The following is a 24,501-nucleotide window of genomic DNA, read 5'->3' as shown; positions in this document are numbered from 1 at the left end:
CTATGGCAAGACGGCTGGCGCGATGATGCGCCGGCAGGGAAGAACAGTCGTACAACAATAAAGAAAGAAACGATATGTCTAATCTAATATCAAGCCTGGGATGGTTTCCCACGGCCCTTGTCATCCTGGTTGCAGTTGCTTTTGTGCTTGCAGTGTTTTTTTCGGTATCGGGCATCGTCCGATACATTCCAAACGACCGCATCGGCGTCGTCGAGAAGTTGTGGAGCTCGAGCGGATCGGTCAAAGCCGGCCTGCTGGCCTTGCATGGCGAGGCCGGGCTTCAGCCTGAGCTGAGGCGCGGCGGTTTTCATTTCTTTGCGCCGTTCCAGTTCCGGGTCCACATCCATCCCATGGTTTCCGTCACGCAGGGCAAGATCGGCTATGTTTTTGCGCGCGACGGCATCGACCTGCCTGCCGGACAGACGCTAGCCGACAACGCCAAGGTCGAGGACTTCCGCGACGTGCGTTCCTTCCTTGAAGGCGGCGGCCAGAAGGGGCCGCAACGCAAGATACTGCGCGAAGGCACGCACATCATCAATCCGGCCCTGTTCGTCGTGATGACGGAAGAGGCTACCTATTCGCTGTCGCTGGACGCCAAGGAAAAAGCCTACTACGAGCAGATGCGGGGCGTGCTGGATGAACGCAACGGCTTTACGCCGGTGGTGCTCAAGGAAGTGGCCGGCACCCACGATTCGGACCAGCTGGCCATCGTGACGGTGCAGGACGGTCCTGGACTGCCGAAAGACGAATTGCTGGCGCCGGATGTCGGCGATACCCACAACTCGTTCCAGGAGCCGGAAAAATTCCTGGCAGCGAGCGGCCTGCGCGGCCGTCAGGAGCGGGTGCTGGTGGAGGGCACTTATTACATCAACCGCCTGTTTGCGACGGTCGAGCTGATCAAGAAGACCATCATTCCGGTCGGTTATGTGGGCGTGGTGGTGTCGTACACCGGCCGCAAAGGCTCCGATCTGTCGGGCAAGGAATACAGCCATGGCGAACTGGTCGAGAGCGGTTGCCGCGGCGTGTGGCGCGATCCGCTCATGCCCGGCAAGTATGCGTTCAACACCTATGCCGGCAAAATCGAGCTGGTGCCCACCACCAACTTCGTCCTGATGTGGAAATCCGGCGAGAGCGGTTCCAGCTTCGACAACAACCTGCGCGAAATCACCCTGATCACCAAGGATGCCTTCGAGCCGCAATTGCCGTTGTCGGTGGTGGTGCACATCGACTACCGCAAGGCGCCGATGGTGGTGCAGCGCTTCGGCAACGTGGCGCAGCTGGTGGAGCAGACGCTGGATCCGATGGTGTCTTCGTACTTCAAGAATGTCTCGCAGACCAAGACCTTCATTGAACTGATCCAGTCGCGCAGCGAGTTGCAGACCAATGCGTCGGCCGACATGAAGGAGCGTTTCCAGGCGTATTCGCTGGAATTCCAGGAAGTGCTGATCGGTACGCCCAAACCGCAGCCCGGCGATACCAAGATCGAAAACATCATGGCGCAGCTGCGCGACCGCCAGATTGCGCGGGAACAGGTAGAGACTTTTGCGCAAAAGCAGATTGCCGCCGACAAGGAGCGCGAGCTCAACGAGGCCGAGCAGCGCGCCGCCAAGCAGAAGGAACTGACCGGATCGCTGGTGGATATCTCGATCAAGGAAAACCAGGGTTCGGCCAACGTGAAAGCGGCGGAAAAGAAACGCCAGGAGATCGAGGCGCTGGCGCATGCTGAAAAATTCAAGCAGGAAATGGAAGGCTCCGGCCGCGCCTCGGCGATCAAATCGGTAGGTGAAGCGGAAGCCTCGGCGATCAAGGCCAAGTCCGAAGCGTTGCAAGGAGAGGGCGCCGACAAGCAGCTGATGCAGACCGTGATGCTGCGCCTGGCCGAAGCGTTCGAGACATCGAAAGTGCCGTTGGTGCCGCAGATCCAGATGGGTGGCGGTGGTGACACCAATGCGTTCAATACCTTGCTGTCGCTGATGGGATCGCTGAAGGCTGGCGAGCTGGCGCAGTCGCTGAAACACGATGAGGCGCCGCGCGCATGATTTCATGACCGGCGGCGATAATTGCCGGAGAAATCTGAAAATACAGTATTAAATCAATCGGATAAATTACATTATTAATGTGATTTATCCGATTTTTACGGGACTTTGATCTGGATATTCATCCTTGTAATTAATTAATGCATTGATTAATATTGGTGCATGACCAGACCAGCACCAGCACGCGGCCGTCCATTGGCATCGGACCAGGATTCCCGTGAAAAACTGCTCGATACCGCCACCTTGCTGTTTTCATCGCAAGGAGTCGCGGCGACTACGGTGGCGGCGATTGCGCGCCAGGCCGGGGTGACGCCAGCCATGGTGCATTACTACTTCAAGAACCGCGACCAGCTGATCGACGCCGTGGCCGACGAGCGGGTCTGCCTGTTCGTCAACAGCATCTGGGATCCAGTCACCGGCAACGAGCCGCCTGAGCAGATGATCATGGGCATCGTCGAACGCATTATCGCCGCCACGGAAACCATGCCGTGGATACCTGCCTTGTGGGTGCGCGAGGTCCTGAGCGACGGCGGCGAACTGCGGGAGCGCATGGTGCGGCGGGTGCCGCTGGCCAAGCTGGCCATGTTCGCCGGGAACGTCGGCCGCAGCCAGCAGGCGGGCGCCATCAATCCGGGGCTGGAGCCGGCCCTGATCTTTATCTCGGTGCTGGGCCTGACCATGCTGCCGCTTGCGATGGCGCGCACCTTGAAAAACGTGCCGGTCTTGCCGCCGCCCTTGAATAAGGTAGCGCTGCTCGACAAGGATGGCCTGAAGCGGCATGTCACGGCGCTGCTGCTGCACGGGCTGGCGCTGCCGGCCGCTCCGAATCCCGCTCCGCGTATAGACGAATAGCAGAGGAAAAATCCCATGTCGCCCAGCCTTGCCAAACGTTTCCCGCGGTTTTCGACTCTTGCGCTTGCGGCCCTGGGCTACCTGGCCTTGGCGGCATGTACGCCGAATAACGACAACGATTGGCAGGGATACGTGGAAGGCGAGTATGTCTATGTCGCCTCGTCGCAGGCAGGCCGTCTCGATCGCCTGTCAGTCCAGCGCGGGCAGCAGGCGGCGGCGGGCGCGCCGCTGTTCATGCTGGAATCGGGCGACGAGATCGCCGCCCAGCGCCAGGCCCAGCGCCAGCTGAACGCAGCCGAGGCGCAATTGGCCGACATCAAGAGCGGCAAACGGCCGCAGGAACAGGAAGTAACGCGCGCGCAGCTGGCCCAGGCCCAGGCTGCCGCCAGCAAGGCGGCGCTCCAGCTTAGCCGCGACCAGCTCCAGTTCCAGGCCGGCGGCATCGCCAAACAGCAACTCGACGATTCGCGCGCCGCGGCGGAGACTGCCGCCGCCCAGGTCAGGCAATGGCAGAGCCAATTGGCGGTGGATCGCCTGCCCAATCGCGAGGCGCAAGTGCGGGCGCAGCAGGCCCAGGTCGCGGCGGCGCAGGCGGTGCTGGAGCAGGCCGACTGGAAACTGGCGCAAAAAGCGGTCACGGCTACCCGCAGCGGACTGGTGTTCGACACCATGTACCGTGAAGGCGAATGGGTGGCGGCCGGCAATCCGGTGCTGCGCATGCTGCCGCCCGAGAATGTGAAGATCCGCTTTTTCGTGCCGGAAACCGTGCTGGGGCGGCTCAAGGTGAACCAGGCCGTGACCCTCAGCTGCGACGGCTGCCAGCCCAACGTAGCGGCGCACATCTCGTATATCTCGACCGAATCCGAATATAACCCGCCCATCATCTACAGCAACCAGTCGCGCGCCAAGCTGGTCTACATGATCGAAGCGCGGCCGGCGCCGGCTGACGCCCCCAAGCTGCATCCGGGGCAGCCGCTGGAAGTGAGGCTGCCATGACGGCGGCGACCGGCGGCGCCGATAACGCCAACGGCGACCTGGTGGTCGATGTCGACCGCATCAACAAGCATTTCGGCAGCAAGCACGTGGTGAAAGACCTGTCGCTGCAGGTGCGGCGCGGCGAGATATTCGGCTTCCTGGGGCCGAACGGCAGCGGCAAGACCACGTCGATCCGCATGATGTGCGGCTTGCTGACGCCCGATTCCGGCCACGGCACCTGCATGGGTTTCGACATCATCAAGCAAAGCGGGGAGATCAAGCGCCGGGTCGGCTACATGACGCAGAAGTTCTCGTACTGGGACGATCTCAGCATCCGCGAGAACCTGGATTTTGTCGCCCGCATCTATGAAATGAAGAACCGCAAGGAAGTGGTCGAGCAGAGCCTGGAAAAACTGGGACTGGCCAGCCGCGCCAAACAGCTGGCCGGCTCCCTGTCCGGCGGCTGGAAACAAAGGCTGGCGCTGGCTGCCAGCATGCTGCACCAGCCGGAACTGCTGCTGCTGGACGAACCGACCGCCGGCGTCGATCCGGCCGCGCGCCGCGATTTCTGGGAAGAACTGCACCGGCTGGCGGCCGAGGGCATCAGCGTCTTGGTCAGCACCCATTACATGGACGAAGCCGAACGCTGCCACAAGCTGGCTTACCTGGCGTACGGCCAGCTGCTGGTGCAAGGCACTGCCGCCGAAGTCGTCGCTGGGCAAGGCTTGACCACCTGGGCGATCTACAACAGCCGTAACGGCGATATCCACGACAACCAGCTGGTCGGCCTGTCGCAGCAGCTGCACGGCCAGCCCGGCGTGGACCAGCTGGTGGTGTTCGGCACGTCCTTGCACGTGTGCGGCAAGGATGCCGCGCTGCTGGAGAAAACCTTGCGCCGCATGACCGAGGGACAGGGCCTGCGCATGGAGCTGATCGACACCAGCCTGGAAGACGTCTTCATCTACATGATGAACCGCTCGGCCGACAATTTCGGGGAGCAGCCATGAGCGGGTTCTCGGGTTTTTCGGGGTTCTCGGGTTTTTCATTCTCGCGCTGGTGGAGCATCGTGCTCAAGGAGTTCCTGCAACTGATGCGCGACCGTGTCACGGTGCGCATGATCACGGTGATCCCGGTCATGCAGATGGTGCTGTTCGGCTTCGCCATCAACAGCGATCCAAAGCATATGCCGACCGCCGTCATCAGCGCCGACCACAGCGAATTCACGCGCACCTTCGTCGCTGCCATGAAAGCGTCGGATTATTTCGACATCGTCGCCGAGCTGCCGAACGAGGCCGCCGCCCGTACCGCCCTGGCGCAGGGAAAAGTGCTGTTCGTCCTGAATATCCCGGCCAACTTTACCCCCAGCCTGCTGCGCGGTGAACGGCCGGCGCTGCTGGTGGAGGCCGACGCCACCGATCCCACCGCTACCGGCATGGCGCTGGCTGCCTTGCCGCAACTGGTGCAGTCGGTCGCCAACAAGGACTTGAAGGGCGCGCTGGCCAGGTTCAGCGGCGGCGCGCCGGCTTTCGACGTGCAGGTGCAGCGCCTGTATAACCCGGAAGGCGTGACCCAGTACAACGTCGTGCCGGGATTGATGGGCGTCATCCTGTCGATGACGATGGTGATGATGACCGGCTTGTCGATGACCCGCGAACGCGAGCGCGGCACCATGGAAAATCTGCTGGCGACACCGGTGTCGCCGGTGGAGGTCATGACCGGCAAGATCATGCCGTACATCGCCATCGGCCTGATCCAGGCCAGCATCATCCTGCTCGGCGCGCGTTTCATGTTCCATGTGCCGTTTGCCGGCAGCGTGCTGGCGATCTACCTGGCGGCGCTGCTGTTCATTGCAGCCAGCCTGACGGTCGGCATCACCTTGTCGTCGATCGCGCAAAACCAGCTGCAGGCCATGCAGCTGACCATGTTCTACTTTTTACCGAACATCCTGCTGTCAGGCTTCATGTTCCCGTTCCAGGGCATGCCGAAATGGGCGCAGTTCATCGGCAACCTGCTGCCGCTGACTTATTTCAACCGCCTGATACGCGGCATCCTGCTCAAGGGCAACGGCTGGATCGACCTCTGGCCCAATGTCTGGCCGCTGATGCTGTTTACCCTGGTCGTGATGGGCATCGCGCTGCGCTTTTACCGGCGCACGCTGGATTGAGGAATACCGGGATGAAGCCAATCGTGAATTATCCGCGGCGCCGGTCCTGGTTATGCCTGGGCGTCGCCGGCTTGCTGGCGGCGTGCGCCGTGGGGCCGGATTTCCAGGCGCCGCCGGCGCCCGCCGTGCAGCAGTACACGGCGGGCGTGCAGCCGCTGGCGACCGTTTCCAGCGCCGGAGCCGGCGGCGCCGCCCAGCGTTTCGATGCCGGCATGGACATTCCGGCGCAATGGTGGACCTTGTTCCATTCGCCGCAGCTGGATGCGCTGGTGCGCGAGGCGTTGGCCAACAGTCCCTCGATGGCGCAGGCAAAAGCCGCCTTGCGCCAGGCCAGCGAAAACCTGGGCAGCCAGGTCGGCGCTAGCCGTTACCCCAAGGTCGACCTGCAGCTGGGCGGAGTACGCCAGCAGATCGATACCGCCGCGCTCGGCATTCCCAATGTGCCGCAGGCGGGACCGTTTACGTTGTACAACGCTTCTCTCGACGTGTCCTACACGGTCGACGCCTTTGGCGCGAATACCCGCATGCTGGAAGGCTTGCAGGCGCAGGTGGATAACCAGGCCGCCGAGTTGCAGGCCGTGCAGCTGACGTTGGCCGGCAATGTGGTGACAGCCGCGATCCGGCAGGCGTCGCTGCAGGCCCAGCTCGCGGGCACCGGACGGATGCTGCAGCTGCAGCGCCAGCAGCTCGCCATCATGCAGCAGCGCTTTGCCGCCGGCGGCATCGCCGAGCGCGACCTCAAGAACCAGCGCACGCTGGTGGCGCAGAGCGAGGCAGTGTTGCCGGCGCTGCAGCAACAGCTAGCGCAGGTAAGCCACCAGCTCGCGGTCTACCTGGGGCGGGCGCCGGCGCAGGCCGGCATGCAGCCGCTTGCGCTGGACACCCTGACGCTGCCGGACCGGCTGCCGCTGAGCCTGCCGTCGACGCTGGCGCGCCAGCGTCCTGATATCCGCGCCGCCGAAGCGACGCTGCACCAGGCCAGCGCCCAGGTTGGCGTGGCCAGCGCCAACCTTTATCCGCAACTGACCTTGTCCGGCAGCGTGGGAGCGGAGCAGGGACGTATCGCCGACCTGGCCAATAGCCTCAACGTCTGGAATATCGGCCTCAAGCTGATGCAGCCGCTATTCCATGGCGGCGAGCTGCGCGCCAAAAAACGTGCCGCGGCTGCTGCCTACGACGCGGCCGCGGCGGGTTACCAGCAGACCGTGCTGCAGGCTTTGCAGCAGGTAGCGGACAGCTTGCGCGCATTGGAGAACGATGCCGAGGTTTTGCAGGCGAGGACAAAAGCCGCGGAGAATGCGCGGGACAGCCTGGCGATCGCCTCGCGCCAATACCAGGCAGGCGGCGTCAGCCACCTCAGTTTGCTGGATGCAGAACGCCAGGGTTTGCAAACCGAGCTGGACCGCATCGTCGCGCTGGCTGCGCGTTATGCCGACACGGCCGCCTTGCTGCAAGCCCTGGGCGGCGGCTGGTGGAACGCCGAGCCGTCCGCTGCCCGGTAAACGCCTACCAGGCATGGCCCGTCTCATCTTCCCGGGATAGATGAGACTTGAAACGGTCCGCCGCAAAGTCGACAAACGCCGTGACCTTGGCGGACAGGTTGAGGCGCTCGGGATAGACGGCAAAGATGTCGGAAGGCGGCAGTGCCCAGTCGCCAAGCACCTGGCGCAGGCGCCCTGAGCGGAGATACGGCGCAACGTCCCACTCGGAACGCAGCAATATGCCATGTCCCGCCAACGCCCAGTCCAGCGCGATCTCGCCGTCGTTGGTGCTGAGCGTGCCGCGCACCTTGACGGTTTCGTGCCGCTTGCCCTTGCTCAGCTGCCAGCTGCCGTAGGCGGCGTCGTTTTCCCTCAACACGATGCATGCGTGCTGCTGCAGGTCGCGCGGCCCGGTGGGAGCGGCATGCTGCTTCAGGTAGGCCGGCGCTGCGCACAACAGGCGCCGGTTGGAGGCGATCTTGCGGGCAATGATGCGCGCATCCGGCATCTCGCCGATGCGGATGCCGATATCGAAAGCCTGGTCCGCCAGGTTCAAGGGCCGGTCCGACAGCTGCAGCTGGACGTCCACCTCCGGATAACGCTTGCGGAATGCCGACACGGCCGGCCCGATATGCTTGCGGCCGAAGCCGAAGCTGGCGTTGATGCGCAGCAGTCCCTTGGGCACGGCGCGGCTGTTGCTGACCGTGCGTTCCAGCGCTTCGATGTCGGCCAGTATGCGGCTGCCGTCCGCCAGGTAAATCTCTCCTTCATGGGTGACGCTCATGGTCCGGGTGGTGCGGTTCAGCAGCCGCACGCCCAGCCGCTGCTCGAGGTTAGCCAGGCGCTTGGTGACCGCGGGCGGGGTGACGCCGAGTTCGCGCGCCAGCGCTGCGAGGCTGCCTGCCTTGACCAGGATGGCAAAAAAAGCGAGATCCGAGAGTGTGTTCATTATTAAATTAAAAGAAATAATGGAATTAATATCAATGAATTATAAAACTATGGGCTAGTTATACAATCCCCCTAACGACAGGACAGTGGAGGTGCAAATGTTTTCTGGATTCGAGCACGGCAGGGCCGAGGTCAACGGCACCCGGATCAAGTACCTGCGCGGCGGCAGCGGCCCCGCGCTGCTGTTGCTGCACGGGCATCCGCAAACCCATGTGATCTGGCACAAGGTGGCCGAGCGCCTGGCCGAACGCTTCACCGTGGTCGCAGCCGACCTGCGCGGCTACGGCGACAGCGGCAAGCCGGCCGGACTGGCGGACCACAGCAATTATTCCAAGCGCACCATGGGGCAGGACCAGCTCGACCTGATGGCGCAGCTGGGTTTTCCGCAGTTCCTGCTGATGGGACATGACCGCGGCGGCCGGGTGGCTTATCGCATGGCGCTCGATCATCCGCATGCCGTCAGCAAACTGGTGCTGCTGGACATTGCGCCGACCCTGGCCATGTATGAACAGACCACGATGGCGTTCGCCACCGCCTATTACCATTGGTTCTTCCTGATCCGGCCGGCGCCGTTCCCGGAAATGCTGATCGGCGCCCATCCCGAGGAATACCTGAAACATACGATAGGCGGCCGCAGCGCCGGCCTGGCGCCGTTCACGCCGCAAGCCTATGCCGAGTACCTGCGCTGCCTCAGCGACCCGGCCACCATCCACGGCATTTGCGAAGACTATCGCGCCAGCGCCGGCATCGACCTCGAGCACGAGCGCCATGACCTGGCGCAGGGCCGCAAGATACAGTGCCAGACGCTGGTGCTGTGGGGTACCCGAGGCGTGATCGAAAAATGTTTCCAGCCCTTGCAGGAATGGCGGCAGCTGGCCGGCAAGCTGAGCGGCAAGGCCCTGGCCTGCGGCCACTACATTCCAGAAGAAGCGCCTGACGCCTTGCTGGCCGAAGTCCTGCCGTTCTTCAGCGCCTGAGCGGCCGAGGTTATCCCATGCATGGCAATATCCCGCAGCGTACGCTGTACAGGAAACTGGTGGATTCGCATACCGTTGTCAGGCTCGACGAGCAGCATGTGCTGCTGTATGCGGACCTGCATATCATGAACGAATACACCAGCCCGCAGGCATTCAGCAGCTTGCGCGAGAAAAACCGCAAGGTGCTGCGGCCAGGGCAGCAGCTGGCCGTGGTGTCGCACATCATTCCGACCCATCCGGTCAGCGTCGCCGAGCGCGTGATCGTCGATCCGCCGTCGGCGCTGCAGGCCAGCAACCTGAAGCGCAATTGCCGCGATTTCGGCATCAAGCTGTTCGACGCCAACCACGAAGAGCAAGGCATCGAACACATCATCGCGCCCGAACACGGCTGGATCCGGCCTGGCATGGTGGTGCTGTGCGGCGACAGCCACACTACCACCTATGGCGCCCTGGGTGCGCTCGGCTTCGGCGTCGGCACTTCCGAGGTGGAGCATATCCTGGCGACGCAAACCCTGGTTTACCGGCTGGCGCAAGACATGCGCATCAAGGTCGAGGGAGCGCTGCCTGCCGGCACTTCCGTCAAGGACCTGGTCTTGCAGGTCATTGCCCGCATCGGCGCGCAGGGCGCACGCGGCTATGCGGTGGAATTTTCAGGATCGACGATTGCGGCGCTGTCGGCAGAGGCCCGCATGACTTTGTGCAACATGGCGGTGGAAGCCGGCGCCAGGGCGGCGCTGATCCGGCCTGACCAGACCACCTTCGACTACATCAGGGCGAAAGCAGCCGGCCTTGGCGAGCAGGAATTCAGGCCGGCGCTGGCGGATTGGGAGCAGCTGTATTCCGACGCCGATGCCGTCTTCGATATCGAACATACGTTCTCGGCATCGGAAGTGGCGCCGTTCGTGACCTGGGGCACCAGTCCTGACCAGGCGGTGGCGGTCACGGCGCCGATACCCGATCCGGCGGCGGCAGCCGACGCCCATGCCCGCGCCGCCATTTTGCTGGCGCTGCAATACATGGGGCTGGCCGCAGGCGAGACCATGTTTGGCCTGCCGGTCGACCGCGTCTTCATCGGATCGTGCACCAACGGCCGCATCGAAGATTTGCGTAGCGCCGCAGCGATAGTCAGCGGCCGCCATGTCGCGCCAACGGTCAGGGCAATGGTGGTGCCGGGTTCGGGCGCAGTGCGGCGCCAGGCGGAGCAGGAAGGCCTGGCCAAAATTTTTATCGACGCCGGGTTTGAATGGCGCCAGCCGGGATGTTCGATGTGCCTGGCGATGAACGACGACGTCCTGGCGCCTGGCGAGCGCTGCGCTTCCACCACCAACCGCAATTTCGAAGGCCGCCAGGGCCGCGGCGGGCGCACCCACCTGATGAGCCCGGCGATGGCGGCCGCCGCCGCAATCACCGGATGCATCAGCGATGTCCGCACACTGGAGAACCGGCATGCATGACAAGACAAACATAACAGGCATCGCGGCGCCGCTGCTGATCGACAACCTGGATACCGACCAGATCATGCCCAAGCAGTTCTTGCGCATCATCACCAAGGAAGGATTGGACAAGGGTGTGCTGTTTGACTTGCGGTTCCATCCCGATGGCAGCCCCAGGTCGGATTTTGTGCTCAACCGCGCCGAGTACGCGCATGCCAATATCCTGGTCGGCGGCCCCAATTTCGGTTGCGGCTCGAGCCGCGAGCATGCGGTATGGGGTTTGCAGCAACTGGGCATCGAGGCGGTGCTTGCCTCCAGCTTCGGCGAGATATTTTTCAGCAACGCCTTGAACAATCGTTTGCTGCTGGTGGTGCTGGAAGCGGACCAGATCGACTTGCTGCTGCAGGACCAGGCGAACGACAAACATCTGGCCATCGACCTGGAAAAGATGGAAGTCCGCAGTGCCTCGCATGTGTTTGGCTTTTCGCTTGGCGCACGCCATAAAAAGATGATTGTCGAAGGGCTCGATATGGTGGGAGCGACCTTGCAGCTGTTGCCGCGCATAGAAATGTTCGAGCAGCAGCACTGCGCCGCAGCTCCCTGGGGACGCGTGTTGCCGCCCGCATAACGACGCCGGAAGTCTGGTTTTTGGCGTGGCCGGCGCGGTCGCTGCAATTTGGCTACACTGTCAGGCCAAAAGCAACCAGGCGCCAGACATGCAAAGCACATACCAGAACCAGCAATGGTTTTACGTCAAGCGTCCCGATGGACGCGTCAGCAATGAACACTACGAGTTGCGTGCAACCGAACTGGACGGGAATCTCTCGGCCAATGAAGTGATCCTGCGCGCCAGGATCGTCAGCGTCGATCCTTATATCCGCATCCAGCAGCATGAACGCAATACCTACGACGTGCCGCATCCGCTGGGCATCGTCCAGCGCGCCGGCGTGGTGGGCGAAGTGGTGGCGTCGGCCAGCCCGCTGTTCAAGGCCGGCGACTGGGTGTCGGCCTACAGCGGCTGGCAGCTGTATGCGCGCTGCCACCACAGCGAACTCACCAAGCTTGATCCCGCCGCGGCGCCGGTTTCCACCGCGCTGGGCGTGCTCGGCATGCCGGGGCGGACCGCCTGGTTCGGACTGACCGAAGCCGGACGGCCTCGGCCCGGCGATACCTTGCTGGTGTCCGGGGCTGCCGGCGCGGTCGGTTCGCTGGTGGCGCAGTTCGGCAAACGCGCCGGCTGCCGCGTGATCGGGATTGCCGGCGGGCCCGAGAAGTGCAGATTCCTTACCGAAACGCTGAAGCTTGACGGCGCGGTCGACTATCGCGCCCATGCCACGCCGGCGGCGCTGAGCGCGGCAATCCAGTCCGCTACCGGCGGCGTCGATATCTATTTTGACAACGTCGGCGGCGCCATCACCGACGCCGTCATCCCGCTGATCAAGCGGCGCGCGCGCATCATCATTTGCGGCGCCATCAGCCAGTATGACGGCGGCCTCGACACGCCTGACCTCGGTCCGCGCTTCCTGCAGCACATGCTGTTCCAGCGCGCCACCATCCAGGGCATCCTGGCGCGCGACTTCGCCCACCGCATGGATGAAATGCTGGCGATCGTGGCGCCATGGGTGAAAAGCGGCGAGATTGTTTTCCAGGAAACCTATGTCGATGGCTTCGAGCAATTGCCGGAAGCGCTCAACAGCCTGTTCGAGGGGAAGAATATCGGCAAGCTGCTGGTGCGGGTTTGAGCCGGCGGCCGAGGAAATTCCCGTGAAGCGGGCGCGCTGATTTACAATTGGATTGCGGCAATCTTCATGGGGGAAATATGCTGGTGGTCACGACAGAAAACATCTCGGGTTACCGGGTCACGGAAGTCAAAGGCCAGGTGTTCGGGCTGGTGGTGCGCAGCCGCGGCCTGGCGGGCAACATCATGGCTGGGCTGCGCTCGCTGGTCGGCGGCGAAATCACCGAATATACGCAGCTGCTTGAGGAAGCGCGCCGCCATGCAGTCGACCGCATGGTCAAGAACGCCCATCGCATGGGCGGCAACGCAGTAGTGATGATGCGCTTCGATTCATCGGAAATGGGACAGACCATGAGCGAGATCGTGGCATATGGCACGGCGGTGGTGGTCGAGCCGGTTGTGGCCTGACCATGTTGCGCCTGCTGCTGCTTGGTTTTGCGGTGCTGCTGGCGCTGGCCGGCCTGGTCGGCGTCATTGCCGGCGCCGACGGCGCCTGGCCGTTCGCCTTTTGGGGCTTGCTGCTGGCGGCGGCAGTATTGCTGGAACGCTGGCGCTATGCGCACGCGCCCAAACCGGACGACGGCCCTTGGCAGGAAACCGGGGAGCGTTTTGTCGATCCTGAATCGGGCCGCGTGATGAGCGTATGGTACAGCCCCGACAGTGGTGAGCGGCGTTACGTCCCCGTCAGTGAAAACGACAGCCGGCTCCCTTGACATCGCAGGTAATCAGGATATGACACAAATTTTAGGTCCCGCATTTAAGCTGGTGGAAGAAATCGACGCATTGCAACTGGCGCAGGAGGGCGGCTTCGGCGAACGGACCCGGCCCTTGCTGGTGAAGGGCGCGTTGCGTAACTGGCCGGCGCAGGAAAACTGGTCTTTTGAAAAGATGGCGCAGTTGCGCAACAAGGACGGCTCGGAGCCGACCAGGAAATTCCAGAACGGCCTGGTCGAACAGGGCGAAACGCAGGAGCGTCCGCTGCTGCCGATTGCGCCGTACCTGCGTGAACTTGCCGCGCTGGCGACCGTGCCGGTCAGCGACGAAGCCGGCCTGCTGCCGAACCGGCGGCGCCTGCAGTTGCAGCCGGGCGAGGAGTTCCACCTCAACTGGGCGCACATGCAATCGTTCACCCCGCATCGGAACTACCTGGCGCAATGGAGCATCCTGGAGGATTTCCCGCAGCTGCGCAGCGATTTCGATATCCGCAGCCTGTGGCCGGGCTGGCGCTGGACCTGGGAATCGGTATTCATGGGGCCGGCCAACACCCACACCGGACTGCATCGCGATGTGCCCAACAACTGGTTTTGCCAGGCGCGCGGAATCAAGGAATTTGTCATGTTCCCGCCGTCGGAAGAAGCGTTCATGCGGCCGTCGAAAAAATACGACTGGGGCGCCACCCTGAGTTCGATCAACATCGCGCATTTCGACAAGAACCCGGAACAGCTGCGCGAGCTGGAACAGGCCAAAGGCTTGTACGCGCGGGTGGAGCAGGGCGACGCGCTGTTCATACCGAAACGGACCTGGCACGCGGTGGTGTCGCTGGCGCCGTCGATCAGCCTGGCGGTATTCGGCCTGACCGCCAAGGAAATCCTTCTGAGCGGCGTGCCGACGGCAACCAAGGACCTGCTGCACAATATGCACCTGTACCGCTGGGGGCATTGCATCTGCCACAAGCATATTGCGTAGCTGACGCCGCTTGCGATGGACTGCCGGCGTGGCATGAACCATTCCCTGCCTGATGCGGCATATTTGCTGAAATGGCGGTTGTGTATCAGCGGGAGAGTCTTGCCCGCAGTTGCTCAAGGCGGGCATACATTGCCTGTGCCGGCTGAAGATATGCAGACACGCAAGATTCTTTCTTTTCCTCTGCAAATCCCTGTTCCGGATATTTTGCGTGAAAGCGCGAACGCACTGCCATTTCCGCAATTTCTGCCTCATCCAGGGCCATGCCCGCAAACCTGGCCAGCCGGCGCACGATGTCGATACCGCCTTGCCGGTAGTCCAGCAGGATTGCGCGATCGTCATTTTGGGCGATGAGCAAGAATTGCGAATAATAATATTCCAGCACCTTGGCGATATAGCGGTCGCCATCGTAACTTGTCGATTCCGCGTGTGACATGCCGAACAGTTCCGGTTCAAGCAGCCCTGGCACGGCCTGCATGCCGCGCCGCTTCTGATGTGAAAAAACCACTTCGTCCGGGCTGCGGTACAACAGTACGAACGGAACCCCTGGGTAAAGCCTTCTCAGCGTGCCGGCAAAAAAGACATGCCAGCTGTCGAGCTTGATGAACAAATGCTTTTCCTGTCCGAACCTGCGCCGGCCCAGTAAAGAAATGCCGGCTTTCAGCGCAGCTTCCGTTTCAGAGGGATCCGGCTGCCGGCGGGACGCGCGCAGCAGTTCATCGATCAGGGGCACTTCAGACAGGGTGATATTTTTTTCGCTCAATCCGAGCAGTTGCGAAACCAGGGTTGAGCCGCAGCGCGAAACATGGAAAATAAATGCGCTTGGCGCGACCACGTCGGCCGCTGCCGCTGCGCATGCCGTCAGGTATTCCAGGGAGCTGATGCTGGCAAAGCGCCGGCCGATTGGGGCACCGGCTTTGCAGCGTAAAATCGTGTCGGAGAAAAACGGCTCGGAAATGCGCTTGCCCGCCAGGTCGAGCCACAGGCAACGCCATTGCTGTTCTTGCCGCAGCAGCTTGTAGGGTATCCATTCCTCGGCCACGACAGCCGTATCGGCTTGCCGTATCTCTTGCTGTATTGCGCTATTCATCGCTATCTGCCTCGGCTTCCAGTTGTTTGATCAAGCGTTCCGCGGTTTCGCTTTTCATCGTGGACAGGTGTGCGATGACCATGGCGCGGGTTGCCCTGTCAAGCCTGCGGCTGCGCGCCTCTGCCTCGAAATCGTAGCCGGCCTGGCGGAACAGCTGGTCCGACCAGCCATTCCTTTTGCAGTCCAGGATCAGGTTGGTGCGCGCGCTGTCCCCGCAATTCTCGACACTGTGAGGCAGGCTGAAATCGGCATACCAGCACTCGCCTGCGCGCATGTCCAAGGCTTGTCCGCCAAGCAGGAATCGCACTTGCCTGCTGGTCTCGATCGGGATGTGGACGCGAAAGACATCAAACTGATATCCGGTATGCAAGTCCCGATGTTCCTTGATGAGCGCGCCGGGCGCCAGGCGCAGCAGCCTGGCCGACTCTATCTCGCATTCGAAGGCGTTGAAGATGCCGGTGATATAGGGGCATAGGCCGAGCAAAGGCGTATCCAGGCGGGTGGCGCTGCCTGGGTGGGAATAGATATCGTCCGCCTTGCCGGATGCCGAGCGCAGCGCCAGGCCCGACCATAGGCCGTCATAGTCTTCGGTATGGAAATGCGGCGGCCATTCCATGGCTTCGCAAGCGCGCAAATCCTTCAGCAGCGCATCAGGATCAAACAGCAGCGGCAACTTGAGGCATCGGTTCATTCGGCTACCTTCAATCCAATGGATATGTCGATTGCAGCGCTTCTCAGCTTGGCGGCAGCGCGGGTAAAATCTTGCGCCGGAGTACTTTATTTGAGGCAACTCCAGCCGTCAAGGCGGCTTCTGTTATAAGCTTGCTCCAGCAATGGATGTCAGCCGTAGTGACGGCCACCGTATTTACTTCAATTCCTCAGAAAATTCAGCATGCTCACTTCTTCCTTTGCCATGCCGGCCGGCATTTCGCTGCGGCCTGCGGCCGCCGGCGACCAGCCCTTTCTGGCAACTCTGTATCGTTCCGCCCGCCCGGATCTGCAGTTGATCGACGGCGAACCCGAATTCATCGAAACGGTGGTCGCCCAGCAATATGCCGTACATGCGCAGGGCACCGGAGAAGAGTATCCAAACGCCATGCATTTCGTCATCGAGAAAACCCAGGCCGCCGTCGGCGCCTTGGTGGTGGATTTCGGCCACAACGAAGTGCGCGTGATTTATCTTGCTTTTATTACCGTCGCCCGCGGTTTCGGCTACGGCAAGGCAGTCCTGCGCGGAGTGCTGCAAGCCGCCGGCAATGTGCAGTGCCCGGTTACGGTGGTGGTTTGGCACAACAATCCCGGCGCCAAGCGCATCTACCTGGAACTCGGATTCCAGGTGGAAGAATCGCAATTGATGGCCGACCGCATGGTGTGGTATCCGCGGCAGCCTTGAATCCCTTTAGCTGAACACCACCTGGAAATAGGCGCCGGCCGGATCGCGTCCGAGCGGCGCCAGGCGCGATACGTAAACGCCTTCCAGGCGCTGGCGTTGCGGCAAATCGATCGCACACGGGCCTTCGAGAAATTCGGTGGCTTGCTGCGCAGTCAGCGTGACGATGAACGGCAGGCGCTGCTGTTCCGGCGCATACGGGTTGCGGTATTGCGCTTTCACATTCACGCTGTCGACCAGCACCGGCAAGGCGCTGCCGTCCGGCAGCTGCAGCGCGCAGACCTGTCCGGTCGAGGGAGTGAAATAAGCGGCGTCAACGAGTTCTAGCATCGGATTCAATCTATCTATCGGCAATGAAAAACGGCAGCGGGCAGGCCGCTAGCCGGCCTGCCCGCTATTGCTGTCCGCTAATTACGGGACGGGAAAATACCCACCAGCGCGATGCTGAAGTTCAGCGCCAGGTAAGGGTTCATGCTGCCCACAGGTATGTTGTTGCCGGTGAGTGCATTGGTGACGGTGCCGCCGGCGCTGCCGCTGCTGCCGCCCAAAGGAATGGTCCCGGCCGCCGAGCCCCAGATCGCCGCGCCTTGCGGGCCCGCAGGCGATCCGGACAAGATGTTGTTGGTCGCGCTCGGCACCAGCTGGTTGCCGGTGGTATTGCTCGATACCATGTAGCCGCTGCCGCCGCCCGACGGCGTAAAGGTGGCGACATGGGTATGGGACGGCATATTGTTGATGGTGATCGAAATGTTTTCAGTGCCGGCCGCTTCGCCGAGTACGCGCGGCGTCAAGCCGATGCCGTTGCCTTGGCCGATCGGCACCCGTCCTTGCAGATTCGGCAGCTGGAAGGATGTCGTGCCGTTGCCGCCGTAGGTGGTGCCCAGCAGCGAGAACAAGGCTGCATATTGCTGAATGGCGAGCGTCTGGCCGTTGCATTGCTGCCAGCCGTTAGGATTAAACTGAAAACCGAAAGTCATTATGCTGCCGAGAAACACTTCCATGGAAATCTCCCTTGTCATTGCTGCGGTTTAAGACCGGTGTTTTTGCTATTCGAGGCCGGCTGGCTTTACTGCGGTAATGCTTAATTGCGCGAAGGAAAAATACCCGCCAAGGCGATGCTGAAGTTCAGCGCCAGGTAGGGATTCATGCTTCCCACTGCTTGGCTGTTGCCCGTGAGGGCGTTGCTCACCGTAGCTCCGGAGCCGCCGCCGGCGCCGCCCAAGGGGATGGTGGGCGCGGTCGAGCCCCAGATCGCCCCGGCCGAGGTGCCGGCGGGCGATCCCGACGGGATGTTGTTGGTCGCGGTGGGCGCCAGCAGGTTGCCGGTGGTGTTGCCTGACACCGTGTAGCCGCTGCTGCCGGCAGGTGTAAAGGTGGCGGTATGGGTGTGGGACGGCAGGTTGCTGATGCCGATCGAGATGCTTTCGGTGCCGGAAAACTCGCCGATCACACGCGGGCTCAGCGTGGCGCCGTTGCCTTGGCAAAGCGGCATTCGTCCTTGCAGGTTCGGCAGTTGAAAGGTTTGCACGCCGTCGCCGCCAAAGTTGGTGCCTAGCAAGGCAAACAAGGCCGAATATTGATCGATGCCGAGCGTTTGGCCGTTACATTGCTGCCAGCCGCTGGGATTGAATTGAAAACCGAAAGTCATGATGCTACCGAGAAATATGTTCATCGCATTTCCTTCGTTGAGTAGCCTGTTTTGATATGGATCAAGGTTGCTGAATGTTAACTTCCAGCAAGCCGAAGTTGAACAGGAAAACCCGGATTCGGCAATAGGATTCAGCAATACTTGCTTGAAAAATGTCGTAGCAAGAGTCTTGTGGACAATCAACTGAGGCCAGAATCGCTCGGATACAGTGAGATACAATTAAGATTAACAATTGGCTTGCGTGTAACACATTGACTTGGTGTAATATATTGCTTAAAAGAAAGCTGGGTAGGGAAACCAGCTATGTCCCCCAGGTTGACATTATCTGTATGTTAACTTTCATTTTGGCGCGCCTTGCGCCAGTCACAGTCCTTTGAATCCGTTGTCGCGGTAATACGATTTTTAATTGAAGTCTGCTCAGCCGTACCGCTGTGTTCCGGCGCCGGGCAGCTTAAGCACAGTTTCTGCGTGACGAATACGCGGCGTCGATGTCGATGTCGCACGGTTTGTTTAAGCGAGGAGCAGGCGGGCGGCCGACCAGGTCTTGGCTAGCCGTGCGCATTGCCTGGTTGAGTAGTGCAGGTTCAATGAGGAAATCACTCCATGAAACGCCACGGATCTATGAACCACATCTATCGCCTGGTCTGGAGCACCGTGACCAACGGCTGGATCGCAGTAGCGGAAACAACCCGCGGGCGCGGCAAGGGCGGGCGCCGCAAACTGGTGGCGGCGGCCTTGTCGCTGACGGCGATGGGAGCCCAGGCGGCGCCGACCGGCGGCCAGGTTGTCGCCGGCAGCGGCAGCATCCGCCAATCCGGCGCCACCACCACGATCAGCCAGACCAGCCAGAACGCTACCCTGAACTGGAGCGGCTTCAACATCGCTCCGCAAGAAACGGTGAATTTCGTGCAGCCCTCGGTCAGCGCGATTGCCGTCAACCGCATATTCGATACCAACGGCACGCAGATCCTCGGCCGCCTGAATGCCAACGGCCAGGTATTCCTGATCAATCCGAACGGCATCCTGTTCGGCGCCGGCGCCCAGGTCAATGTCGGCGGCCTGGTTGCCTCCACGCTGGATTTGCATGACGCGAGCCTGAACGGCAATACCCGCATTTTCAGCGGCAACGGCTCCGGCAGCGTGGTCAACCAGGGATCGATCACGGCGGCCAACGGCGGCTACGTCGCCTTGCTCGGCAACCATGTCAGCAACCAGGGCACGATCAGCGCGCCGCAGGGCGCGGTGGCGCTCGGCGCGGGCAACGCCGTCACCCTCACATTCAGCGGCAACAGCCTGCTGCAGCTGCAGGTCGACCAGAGCGTGCTGAACAGCGCGGCAGAAAACGGCGGACTGATCCAGGCCGACGGCGGCCGCGTGATCATGAGCGCCGGGGCCAAGGATGCGTTGCTGGCCAGCGTCGTCAACAACACCGGCGTGATTGAAGCGCGCACGGTGGAAAACCAGGGCGGCACGATTACCCTGCTGGGCGGCATGGCGGCAGGCACCGTCAACGTCGGCGGCACGCTTGACGCCAGCGCGCCTGGCGGCGGCAATGGCGGTTTCATTGAGACCAGCGCAGCAAACGTCAAGGTGGCGAATAGCGCCAGGATCACCACGGCCGCGGCGCTGGGCCTGGCCGGCACCTGGCTGATCGATCCTACCGATTTCACGATCGCGCCCAGCGGCGGCGACCAGACCGGCGCCACGCTTAGCACAGCATTAGGCCTGGGCAATGTCACGATTTCTTCGGCCAGCGGCGCCAGCGGCACCAGCGGCAATATCAACGTCGACGATACGGTCAGCTGGAACGGCCACAAGCTGACCCTGAACGCCAGCAACGACGTGAACATCAACGCCACGATGACGGCCAGCGGGTCCGCCAGCCTGGACCTGGAGCCTGGCAGCGGCCATGTCAATGTCGCCTTGGGCAGCAGCGGGTTCAACGGCCGCGTCAATTTCAGCGGCAGCGGCGTGCTGACGATGAACAACCATGTCTATACGGTCATCAACTCCCTGGGCACGGCCGCCAGTAGCGGCGACGGCAGCCTGCAGGGAATGGTGGGAAATCTCGCGGGCTACTATGCGCTCGGCAGCGACATCAGCGCTGTCTCCACTTCCGCCTGGAACAGCGGCGCGGGCTTCACGCCGGTAGGCACAGGCGCCACATTCTTTACGGGAGCATTCGACGGCCTGGGCCACACCATCAACGGCCTCGCGATCACCCCGAGCGCAAGCAGCTCGGGCCGAGGATTGTTTGGAGAATCGAGCGGCGTGGTGCGCAACGTCGGTTTGGTGGGGGGGAGCGTTTCCGTCACCGGTTCGAACTATACCGGCCAGCTGGTGGGTTACAACAGCGGCCCCATAAGCAACAGTTACTCGACCGGCAGCGTGAGCGCCAGCGGCGCCTCCGATTACATCGGCGGCTTGGTGGGATGGAACCAGCAGGGCGGCACGATTACCAGAAGCTATGCTACCGGCACGGTGAATGGTGGCGCGAGCGGCCTTGGCGTCGGCGGGTTGCTTGGTGCTTTGCAAGGGGGTACGGTCAGCTATAGCTACGCAACGGGGAATGTGATCGGCAGCAGCAGTGTCGGCGGATTGGTTGGCTATGCCTACGGTGCGGTCGGCATCACCGCATTAATTACCAACAGTTATGCCACCGGCTCTGTGAGCGGCGCGTCATATGTAGGCGGCTTGCTCGGTTCCAATTATGGTTTTACCGGCTCGGCCAGGGTGACCAACAGTTATGCAACCGGCAACGTCTCCGGCACCAGCGCTGTCGGCGGCCTGGTTGGCCACAATTACGGCAATACGGGCGGGACTCCTGCGATCGACAACAGCTATGCCACAGGCAGTGTCACGGGCACGGCCGGCGCTAGCTTTGTCGGCGGCTTGGTGGGCAATAACGATGGCTTCGGCGGCGGTGGAACAGTCACCAACAGCTTTTCGACAGGCAGCGTGAGCGTGGGGGCTGGCTCGACCCTGGTTGGCGGCTTGATTGGCAATAGCACCGGCGCCGTCACCGGCAGCTTCTGGGATAAGACAAGCTCCGGCCAGAGCACCTCCGCCGGCGGCACCGGCATGACCACTGCCAATATGCAGAACCAGGCCAATTTCACGTCCAGCACAGCGGCCAACGGCAATCTGAATCCCGCATGGGATTTCAGCGGCACCTGGATAATGTCCGGCGGCTATCCGCTATTACTCTCCGGCATGACGGCGCTGACCGTCACAGCCAACAATGCCAGCAGCACTTTCAACGGCGCGGCCTATGCCAGCAACAATGGCGTGACTTACACCGGCCTCAATGGCTATCGATATTCGGCCATGCCGAGCGGCCTGGCAGGCAGCTTAAGCTACGGCGGAACGTCGCAAACGGCGGTCAACGCCGGCACTTACACGATCATCGCGTCGGGTCTTTCTTCCACCGGCCAGCAGGGTTACCTCATCACTTTCGTTAACGGCGCATTGACCATCAATCCGTTGGCGCTGACCGGCAGCATCAGCGCCGGCAGCTCCGTCTATGGCTCGGCCCTGGTGCCCGGCACGGTGAGTTTCACCAATATGGTCGCCGGCCATACCGTCACGGCTGCGCCCGTGACCGTCAATACGGCGGGCCTGACCAGCAGCAGCGGCCACTTGACGGCCGGTACGCATAACGGCATCGAGTCGGTGAGCGGTACGCTGAGCGGCGCCGATGCGGGCAATTACACCTTTGCCGGCGCCACCGGCAACTACACCGTTACGCCGCTGGCCTTGACCGGTTCGATAGGGACGGGCAGCTCGACTTACGGTTCGGTGCTGACGCCGGGTGCGGCGAGCTTCACCAATGCGGTGTCAGGCGATGCGCTGGGTACGGCGACGGTTGGCGTCAATACCACCGGCCTGACCAGCAGCAGCGGCCACCTGGTTGCCGGCACGCATACCGGCATCGAAACGGTCAGCGCCTTGAGCGGGGCCGATGCCGGCAACTACACATTCAGCGGCGTCACGGGCAACTACACCGTCAACCAATTGGCGTTGAACGCCACGGTTGGCGCAGGCAGCTCGACCTACGGCTCGACCCTGGCGCCGGGCGCGGTGAATTTCACTAATACCGTGAGCGGCGACCTGGTCACGCCGGGTGCCGTCACCGTGAATACGACCGGCCTGACCAGCAGCAGCGGCCACCTGATTGCCGGTACCCACACCGGCATCGAATCGGTGGGTACGGCCTTGGGCGGGGCGGACGCCGGCAACTACACCTTTGCCGGCGCCACCGGCGATTACACCGTCAGCCAGCTGGCCCTGACCGGTACGGTTGCGACGGGCAGCTCGACCTACGGTGCGGTCCTGGTCCCGGGCGCTGCGAACTTCACCAATGCGGTCTCAGGCGATGCGCTGGGTACGGCGACGGTTGGCGTCAATACCACCGGCTTGACCAGCAGCAGCGGCCACCTGACTGCCGGCACGCATACCGGCATCGAAACGGTCGGCACCTTGAGCGGGGCCGATGCCGGCAACTACACATTCAGTGGCGTCACGGGCAACTACACCGTCAACCAATTGGCGTTGAACGCCACGGTTGGCGCAGGCAGTTCGACCTACGGCTCGACCCTGGCGCCAGGGTCGGTGAATTTCACCAACGCCGTGAGCGGCGACCTGGTCACGCCGGGCGCCGTCACGGTCAATACGACCGGCCTGACCAGCAGCAGCGGCCACCTGATTGCCGGTACCCACACCGGCATCGAATCGGTGGGTACTGCCCTGGGCGGAGCGGATGCCGGCAACTACACCTTTGCCGGCGCCACCGGCGACTACACCGTCAGCCAGCTGGCCTTGAGCGGGACGGTTGCGGCGGGCAGCTCGGTCTACGGTTCGGTGCTGGCGCCCGGCGCAATCAGCATATCGAATGTCATCTCGGGAGATCTTGTCAACGCCCCAGGCGTTTCGGTGAACACGACTGGGCTGACCAGCAGCAGCGGCCACCTGATTGCCGGCACCCACATCGGCATCGAATCGGCAAATGGCGCCTTGAGCGGCGCCGATGCAGGCAACTACATATTGGGCAGCATTAGCGGCGACTATACGGTCAGCCGGCAGTCGGTCACGGTCACCGCCAGCGGCGTCAGCAAGGTCTATGACGCAACGACTTCCGGTTCGGCGATATTGGCCGGCAGCGGCCTGATAGGCGGCGACAAGGTGACATTCAGCGATACCTCGGCAACTTTTGGCGACAAGAATGCAGGCACGGGCAAGACGGTTACCGTTTCGGGCATCAGCGCCAGCGGGGCGGATGCCGGCAACTACCTGGTCAGCAACGCCACCGCATCGACCACTGCCGATATCACGCCGCTGGCCATCACCGTTGCCGCCATCGGCGCCAATAAAACCTATGACGGCAATACGACGGCCGCGGTGACGCTCAGCGGCGGACTGGCCGGCGATGCGCTGACGTTCAGCGATACCTCTGCCAACTTTGCCGACAAGAATGCCGGCGCCGGCAAGACCGTGACAATAGCGGGCATCAGCGCAAGCGGCGCCGATGCCGGCAACTATATAGTGAGCAGCACGGCCACGACCAGCGCCAGTATTACGCCGGCGACGCTTACCTATAATGCCGTCCCGGCAAGCGCCATTGCCGGGCAAACGCCGGCCGGCCTGAGCGGCACCTTGAGCGGCCTGGTGGGCGGCGATACGCTGGACAGTGCTACGGCCGGCAGCCTGACCTGGACCAGCAACGTCCAGCCGACCAGCCTGCCGGGACTGTATGCGATTGACGGCGGCGGCCTGAGCGCGATGAACTATGTGTTCGTGCAAGCGGCAGGCAACGCTACTGCGTTGACCTTGAAACCGGGGTCGGCCCCCGTCTCGGTGCAGAACGTGATCACCGCGCTGGATTCGGTTTTTGCCACCCCGCACGCGGGCATCAACCTGGCGGCGCTCGACCTGGTGCAGTTCAATGTCCAGCCGCCGAACAATAAAATCGGCGATGGCATGAACGGTGTGGAAGTGAAGGTCACGGGCGGCGGAGTCAGGTTGCCGGACAATATTGTGAGCACGGATGAATAAGCGAGCCTCAATGAAAAATAACGGTAGGTACCTAT

Annotated in this window: 21 protein-coding genes; 15 read left to right on the top strand and 6 right to left on the bottom strand. The window is 62.2% G+C overall.

Going from position 1 to position 24,501, the window contains the following annotated elements:
• Positions 1-74 precede the first annotated feature (74 nt).
• From V8G57_RS12290 to V8G57_RS12265, 6 genes are all read left to right on the top strand, one after another.
• Positions 75-2,039, top strand: a complete 1,965-nt coding sequence (locus V8G57_RS12290) for an SPFH domain-containing protein (RefSeq protein WP_342829633.1) — start codon at positions 75-77, stop codon at positions 2,037-2,039.
• Between the two features lie 159 nt (positions 2,040-2,198).
• Positions 2,199-2,888: a TetR/AcrR family transcriptional regulator gene (locus V8G57_RS12285; protein WP_342829632.1), complete on the top strand. Its 690-nt coding sequence runs from the start codon at positions 2,199-2,201 to the stop codon at positions 2,886-2,888.
• A 15-nt stretch (positions 2,889-2,903) separates the two neighbouring features.
• Entirely contained in the window at positions 2,904-3,884 is a 981-nt protein-coding gene (locus tag V8G57_RS12280) for an HlyD family secretion protein (RefSeq protein ID WP_342829631.1), read from the top strand.
• Positions 3,881-4,870, top strand: a complete 990-nt coding sequence (locus V8G57_RS12275; RefSeq protein WP_342829630.1) for an ABC transporter ATP-binding protein — start codon at positions 3,881-3,883, stop codon at positions 4,868-4,870. The genes V8G57_RS12280 and V8G57_RS12275 overlap by 4 nt, the downstream gene beginning before the upstream one ends.
• Positions 4,867-6,027, top strand: a complete 1,161-nt coding sequence (locus V8G57_RS12270; protein WP_342829629.1) for an ABC transporter permease — start codon at positions 4,867-4,869, stop codon at positions 6,025-6,027. The genes V8G57_RS12275 and V8G57_RS12270 overlap by 4 nt, the downstream gene beginning before the upstream one ends.
• A gap of 11 nt (positions 6,028-6,038) precedes the next feature.
• Positions 6,039-7,529: an efflux transporter outer membrane subunit gene (locus V8G57_RS12265; RefSeq protein WP_342829627.1), complete on the top strand. Its 1,491-nt coding sequence runs from the start codon at positions 6,039-6,041 to the stop codon at positions 7,527-7,529.
• Positions 7,530-7,533: 4 nt separating this feature from the next.
• Here V8G57_RS12265 and V8G57_RS12260 read toward each other — a convergent pair whose 3' ends face one another.
• Entirely contained in the window at positions 7,534-8,457 is a 924-nt protein-coding gene (locus V8G57_RS12260) for a LysR family transcriptional regulator (RefSeq protein WP_342829626.1), read from the bottom strand.
• A gap of 97 nt (positions 8,458-8,554) precedes the next feature.
• On the opposite strand from V8G57_RS12260, the gene V8G57_RS12255 reads away from it, so the two are divergent.
• From V8G57_RS12255 to V8G57_RS12225, 7 genes are all read left to right on the top strand, one after another.
• Complete coding sequence (locus V8G57_RS12255) at positions 8,555-9,433, top strand: alpha/beta fold hydrolase (RefSeq protein ID WP_342829625.1); 879 nt, start codon at positions 8,555-8,557, stop codon at positions 9,431-9,433.
• A 17-nt stretch (positions 9,434-9,450) separates the two neighbouring features.
• A complete protein-coding gene (leuC, locus tag V8G57_RS12250) occupies positions 9,451-10,887 on the top strand; it encodes a 3-isopropylmalate dehydratase large subunit (protein WP_425458271.1) in 1,437 nt (478 codons plus the stop codon).
• A complete protein-coding gene (gene leuD / locus V8G57_RS12245; RefSeq protein ID WP_342829624.1) occupies positions 10,880-11,494 on the top strand; it encodes a 3-isopropylmalate dehydratase small subunit in 615 nt (204 codons plus the stop codon). Before leuC ends, leuD begins: the two co-directional genes overlap by 8 nt.
• An 88-nt stretch (positions 11,495-11,582) precedes the next feature.
• On the top strand, positions 11,583-12,608 hold the full coding sequence (locus V8G57_RS12240; protein ID WP_092398688.1) for an NADP-dependent oxidoreductase: 1,026 nt from the start codon (positions 11,583-11,585) through the stop codon (positions 12,606-12,608).
• A 77-nt stretch (positions 12,609-12,685) separates the two neighbouring features.
• On the top strand, positions 12,686-13,012 hold the full coding sequence (locus V8G57_RS12235) for a YbjQ family protein (RefSeq protein WP_342829623.1): 327 nt from the start codon (positions 12,686-12,688) through the stop codon (positions 13,010-13,012).
• A gap of 2 nt (positions 13,013-13,014) precedes the next feature.
• Positions 13,015-13,317, top strand: coding sequence for a hypothetical protein (locus tag V8G57_RS12230; protein WP_092398684.1), 303 nt, complete (start codon positions 13,015-13,017; stop codon positions 13,315-13,317).
• Positions 13,318-13,336: 19 nt separating this feature from the next.
• The gene (locus V8G57_RS12225; RefSeq protein WP_342829622.1) at positions 13,337-14,290 is read left to right on the top strand and encodes a cupin-like domain-containing protein; all 954 of its coding nucleotides are present in this window, start codon (positions 13,337-13,339) and stop codon (positions 14,288-14,290) included.
• Positions 14,291-14,375: 85 nt separating this feature from the next.
• Here V8G57_RS12225 and V8G57_RS12220 read toward each other — a convergent pair whose 3' ends face one another.
• Together V8G57_RS12220 and V8G57_RS12215 are read right to left on the bottom strand one after the other, a co-directional pair.
• On the bottom strand, positions 14,376-15,122 hold the full coding sequence (locus V8G57_RS12220; protein WP_342829621.1) for a hypothetical protein: 747 nt from the start codon (positions 15,120-15,122) through the stop codon (positions 14,376-14,378).
• Positions 15,123-15,369: 247 nt separating this feature from the next.
• Positions 15,370-16,068, bottom strand: coding sequence for an aspartyl/asparaginyl beta-hydroxylase domain-containing protein (locus V8G57_RS12215; RefSeq protein WP_342829620.1), 699 nt, complete (start codon positions 16,066-16,068; stop codon positions 15,370-15,372).
• 201 nt (positions 16,069-16,269) lie between these two features.
• Here V8G57_RS12215 and V8G57_RS12210 point away from each other — a divergent pair, with 201 nt between their 5' ends.
• Positions 16,270-16,770, top strand: a complete 501-nt coding sequence (locus V8G57_RS12210) for a GNAT family N-acetyltransferase (protein ID WP_342829619.1) — start codon at positions 16,270-16,272, stop codon at positions 16,768-16,770.
• Positions 16,771-16,776: 6 nt separating this feature from the next.
• Here the strand turns inward: V8G57_RS12210 and V8G57_RS12205 are convergent, their stop codons facing one another.
• From V8G57_RS12205 to V8G57_RS12195, 3 genes are all read right to left on the bottom strand, one after another.
• Entirely contained in the window at positions 16,777-17,097 is a 321-nt protein-coding gene (locus V8G57_RS12205) for a DUF6916 family protein (protein WP_342829618.1), read from the bottom strand.
• A 77-nt stretch (positions 17,098-17,174) separates the two neighbouring features.
• Positions 17,175-17,768, bottom strand: coding sequence for a phage tail protein (locus tag V8G57_RS12200; protein ID WP_092398672.1), 594 nt, complete (start codon positions 17,766-17,768; stop codon positions 17,175-17,177).
• Positions 17,769-17,848: 80 nt separating this feature from the next.
• Positions 17,849-18,439: a phage tail protein gene (locus V8G57_RS12195; protein WP_092398670.1), complete on the bottom strand. Its 591-nt coding sequence runs from the start codon at positions 18,437-18,439 to the stop codon at positions 17,849-17,851.
• 579 nt (positions 18,440-19,018) lie between these two features.
• On the opposite strand from V8G57_RS12195, the gene V8G57_RS12190 reads away from it, so the two are divergent.
• Positions 19,019-24,466, top strand: coding sequence for a two-partner secretion domain-containing protein (locus V8G57_RS12190; protein ID WP_342829617.1), 5,448 nt, complete (start codon positions 19,019-19,021; stop codon positions 24,464-24,466).
• Positions 24,467-24,501: the final 35 nt, after the last annotated feature.

This window comes from Collimonas rhizosphaerae (genome assembly GCF_038896935.1).
Classification (GTDB): Bacteria; Pseudomonadota; Gammaproteobacteria; order Burkholderiales; family Burkholderiaceae_D; genus Collimonas; species Collimonas rhizosphaerae.
The sequence above is the reverse complement of the archived record's forward strand: the minus strand, read 5'-3'. Positions and strand labels throughout refer to the sequence as shown.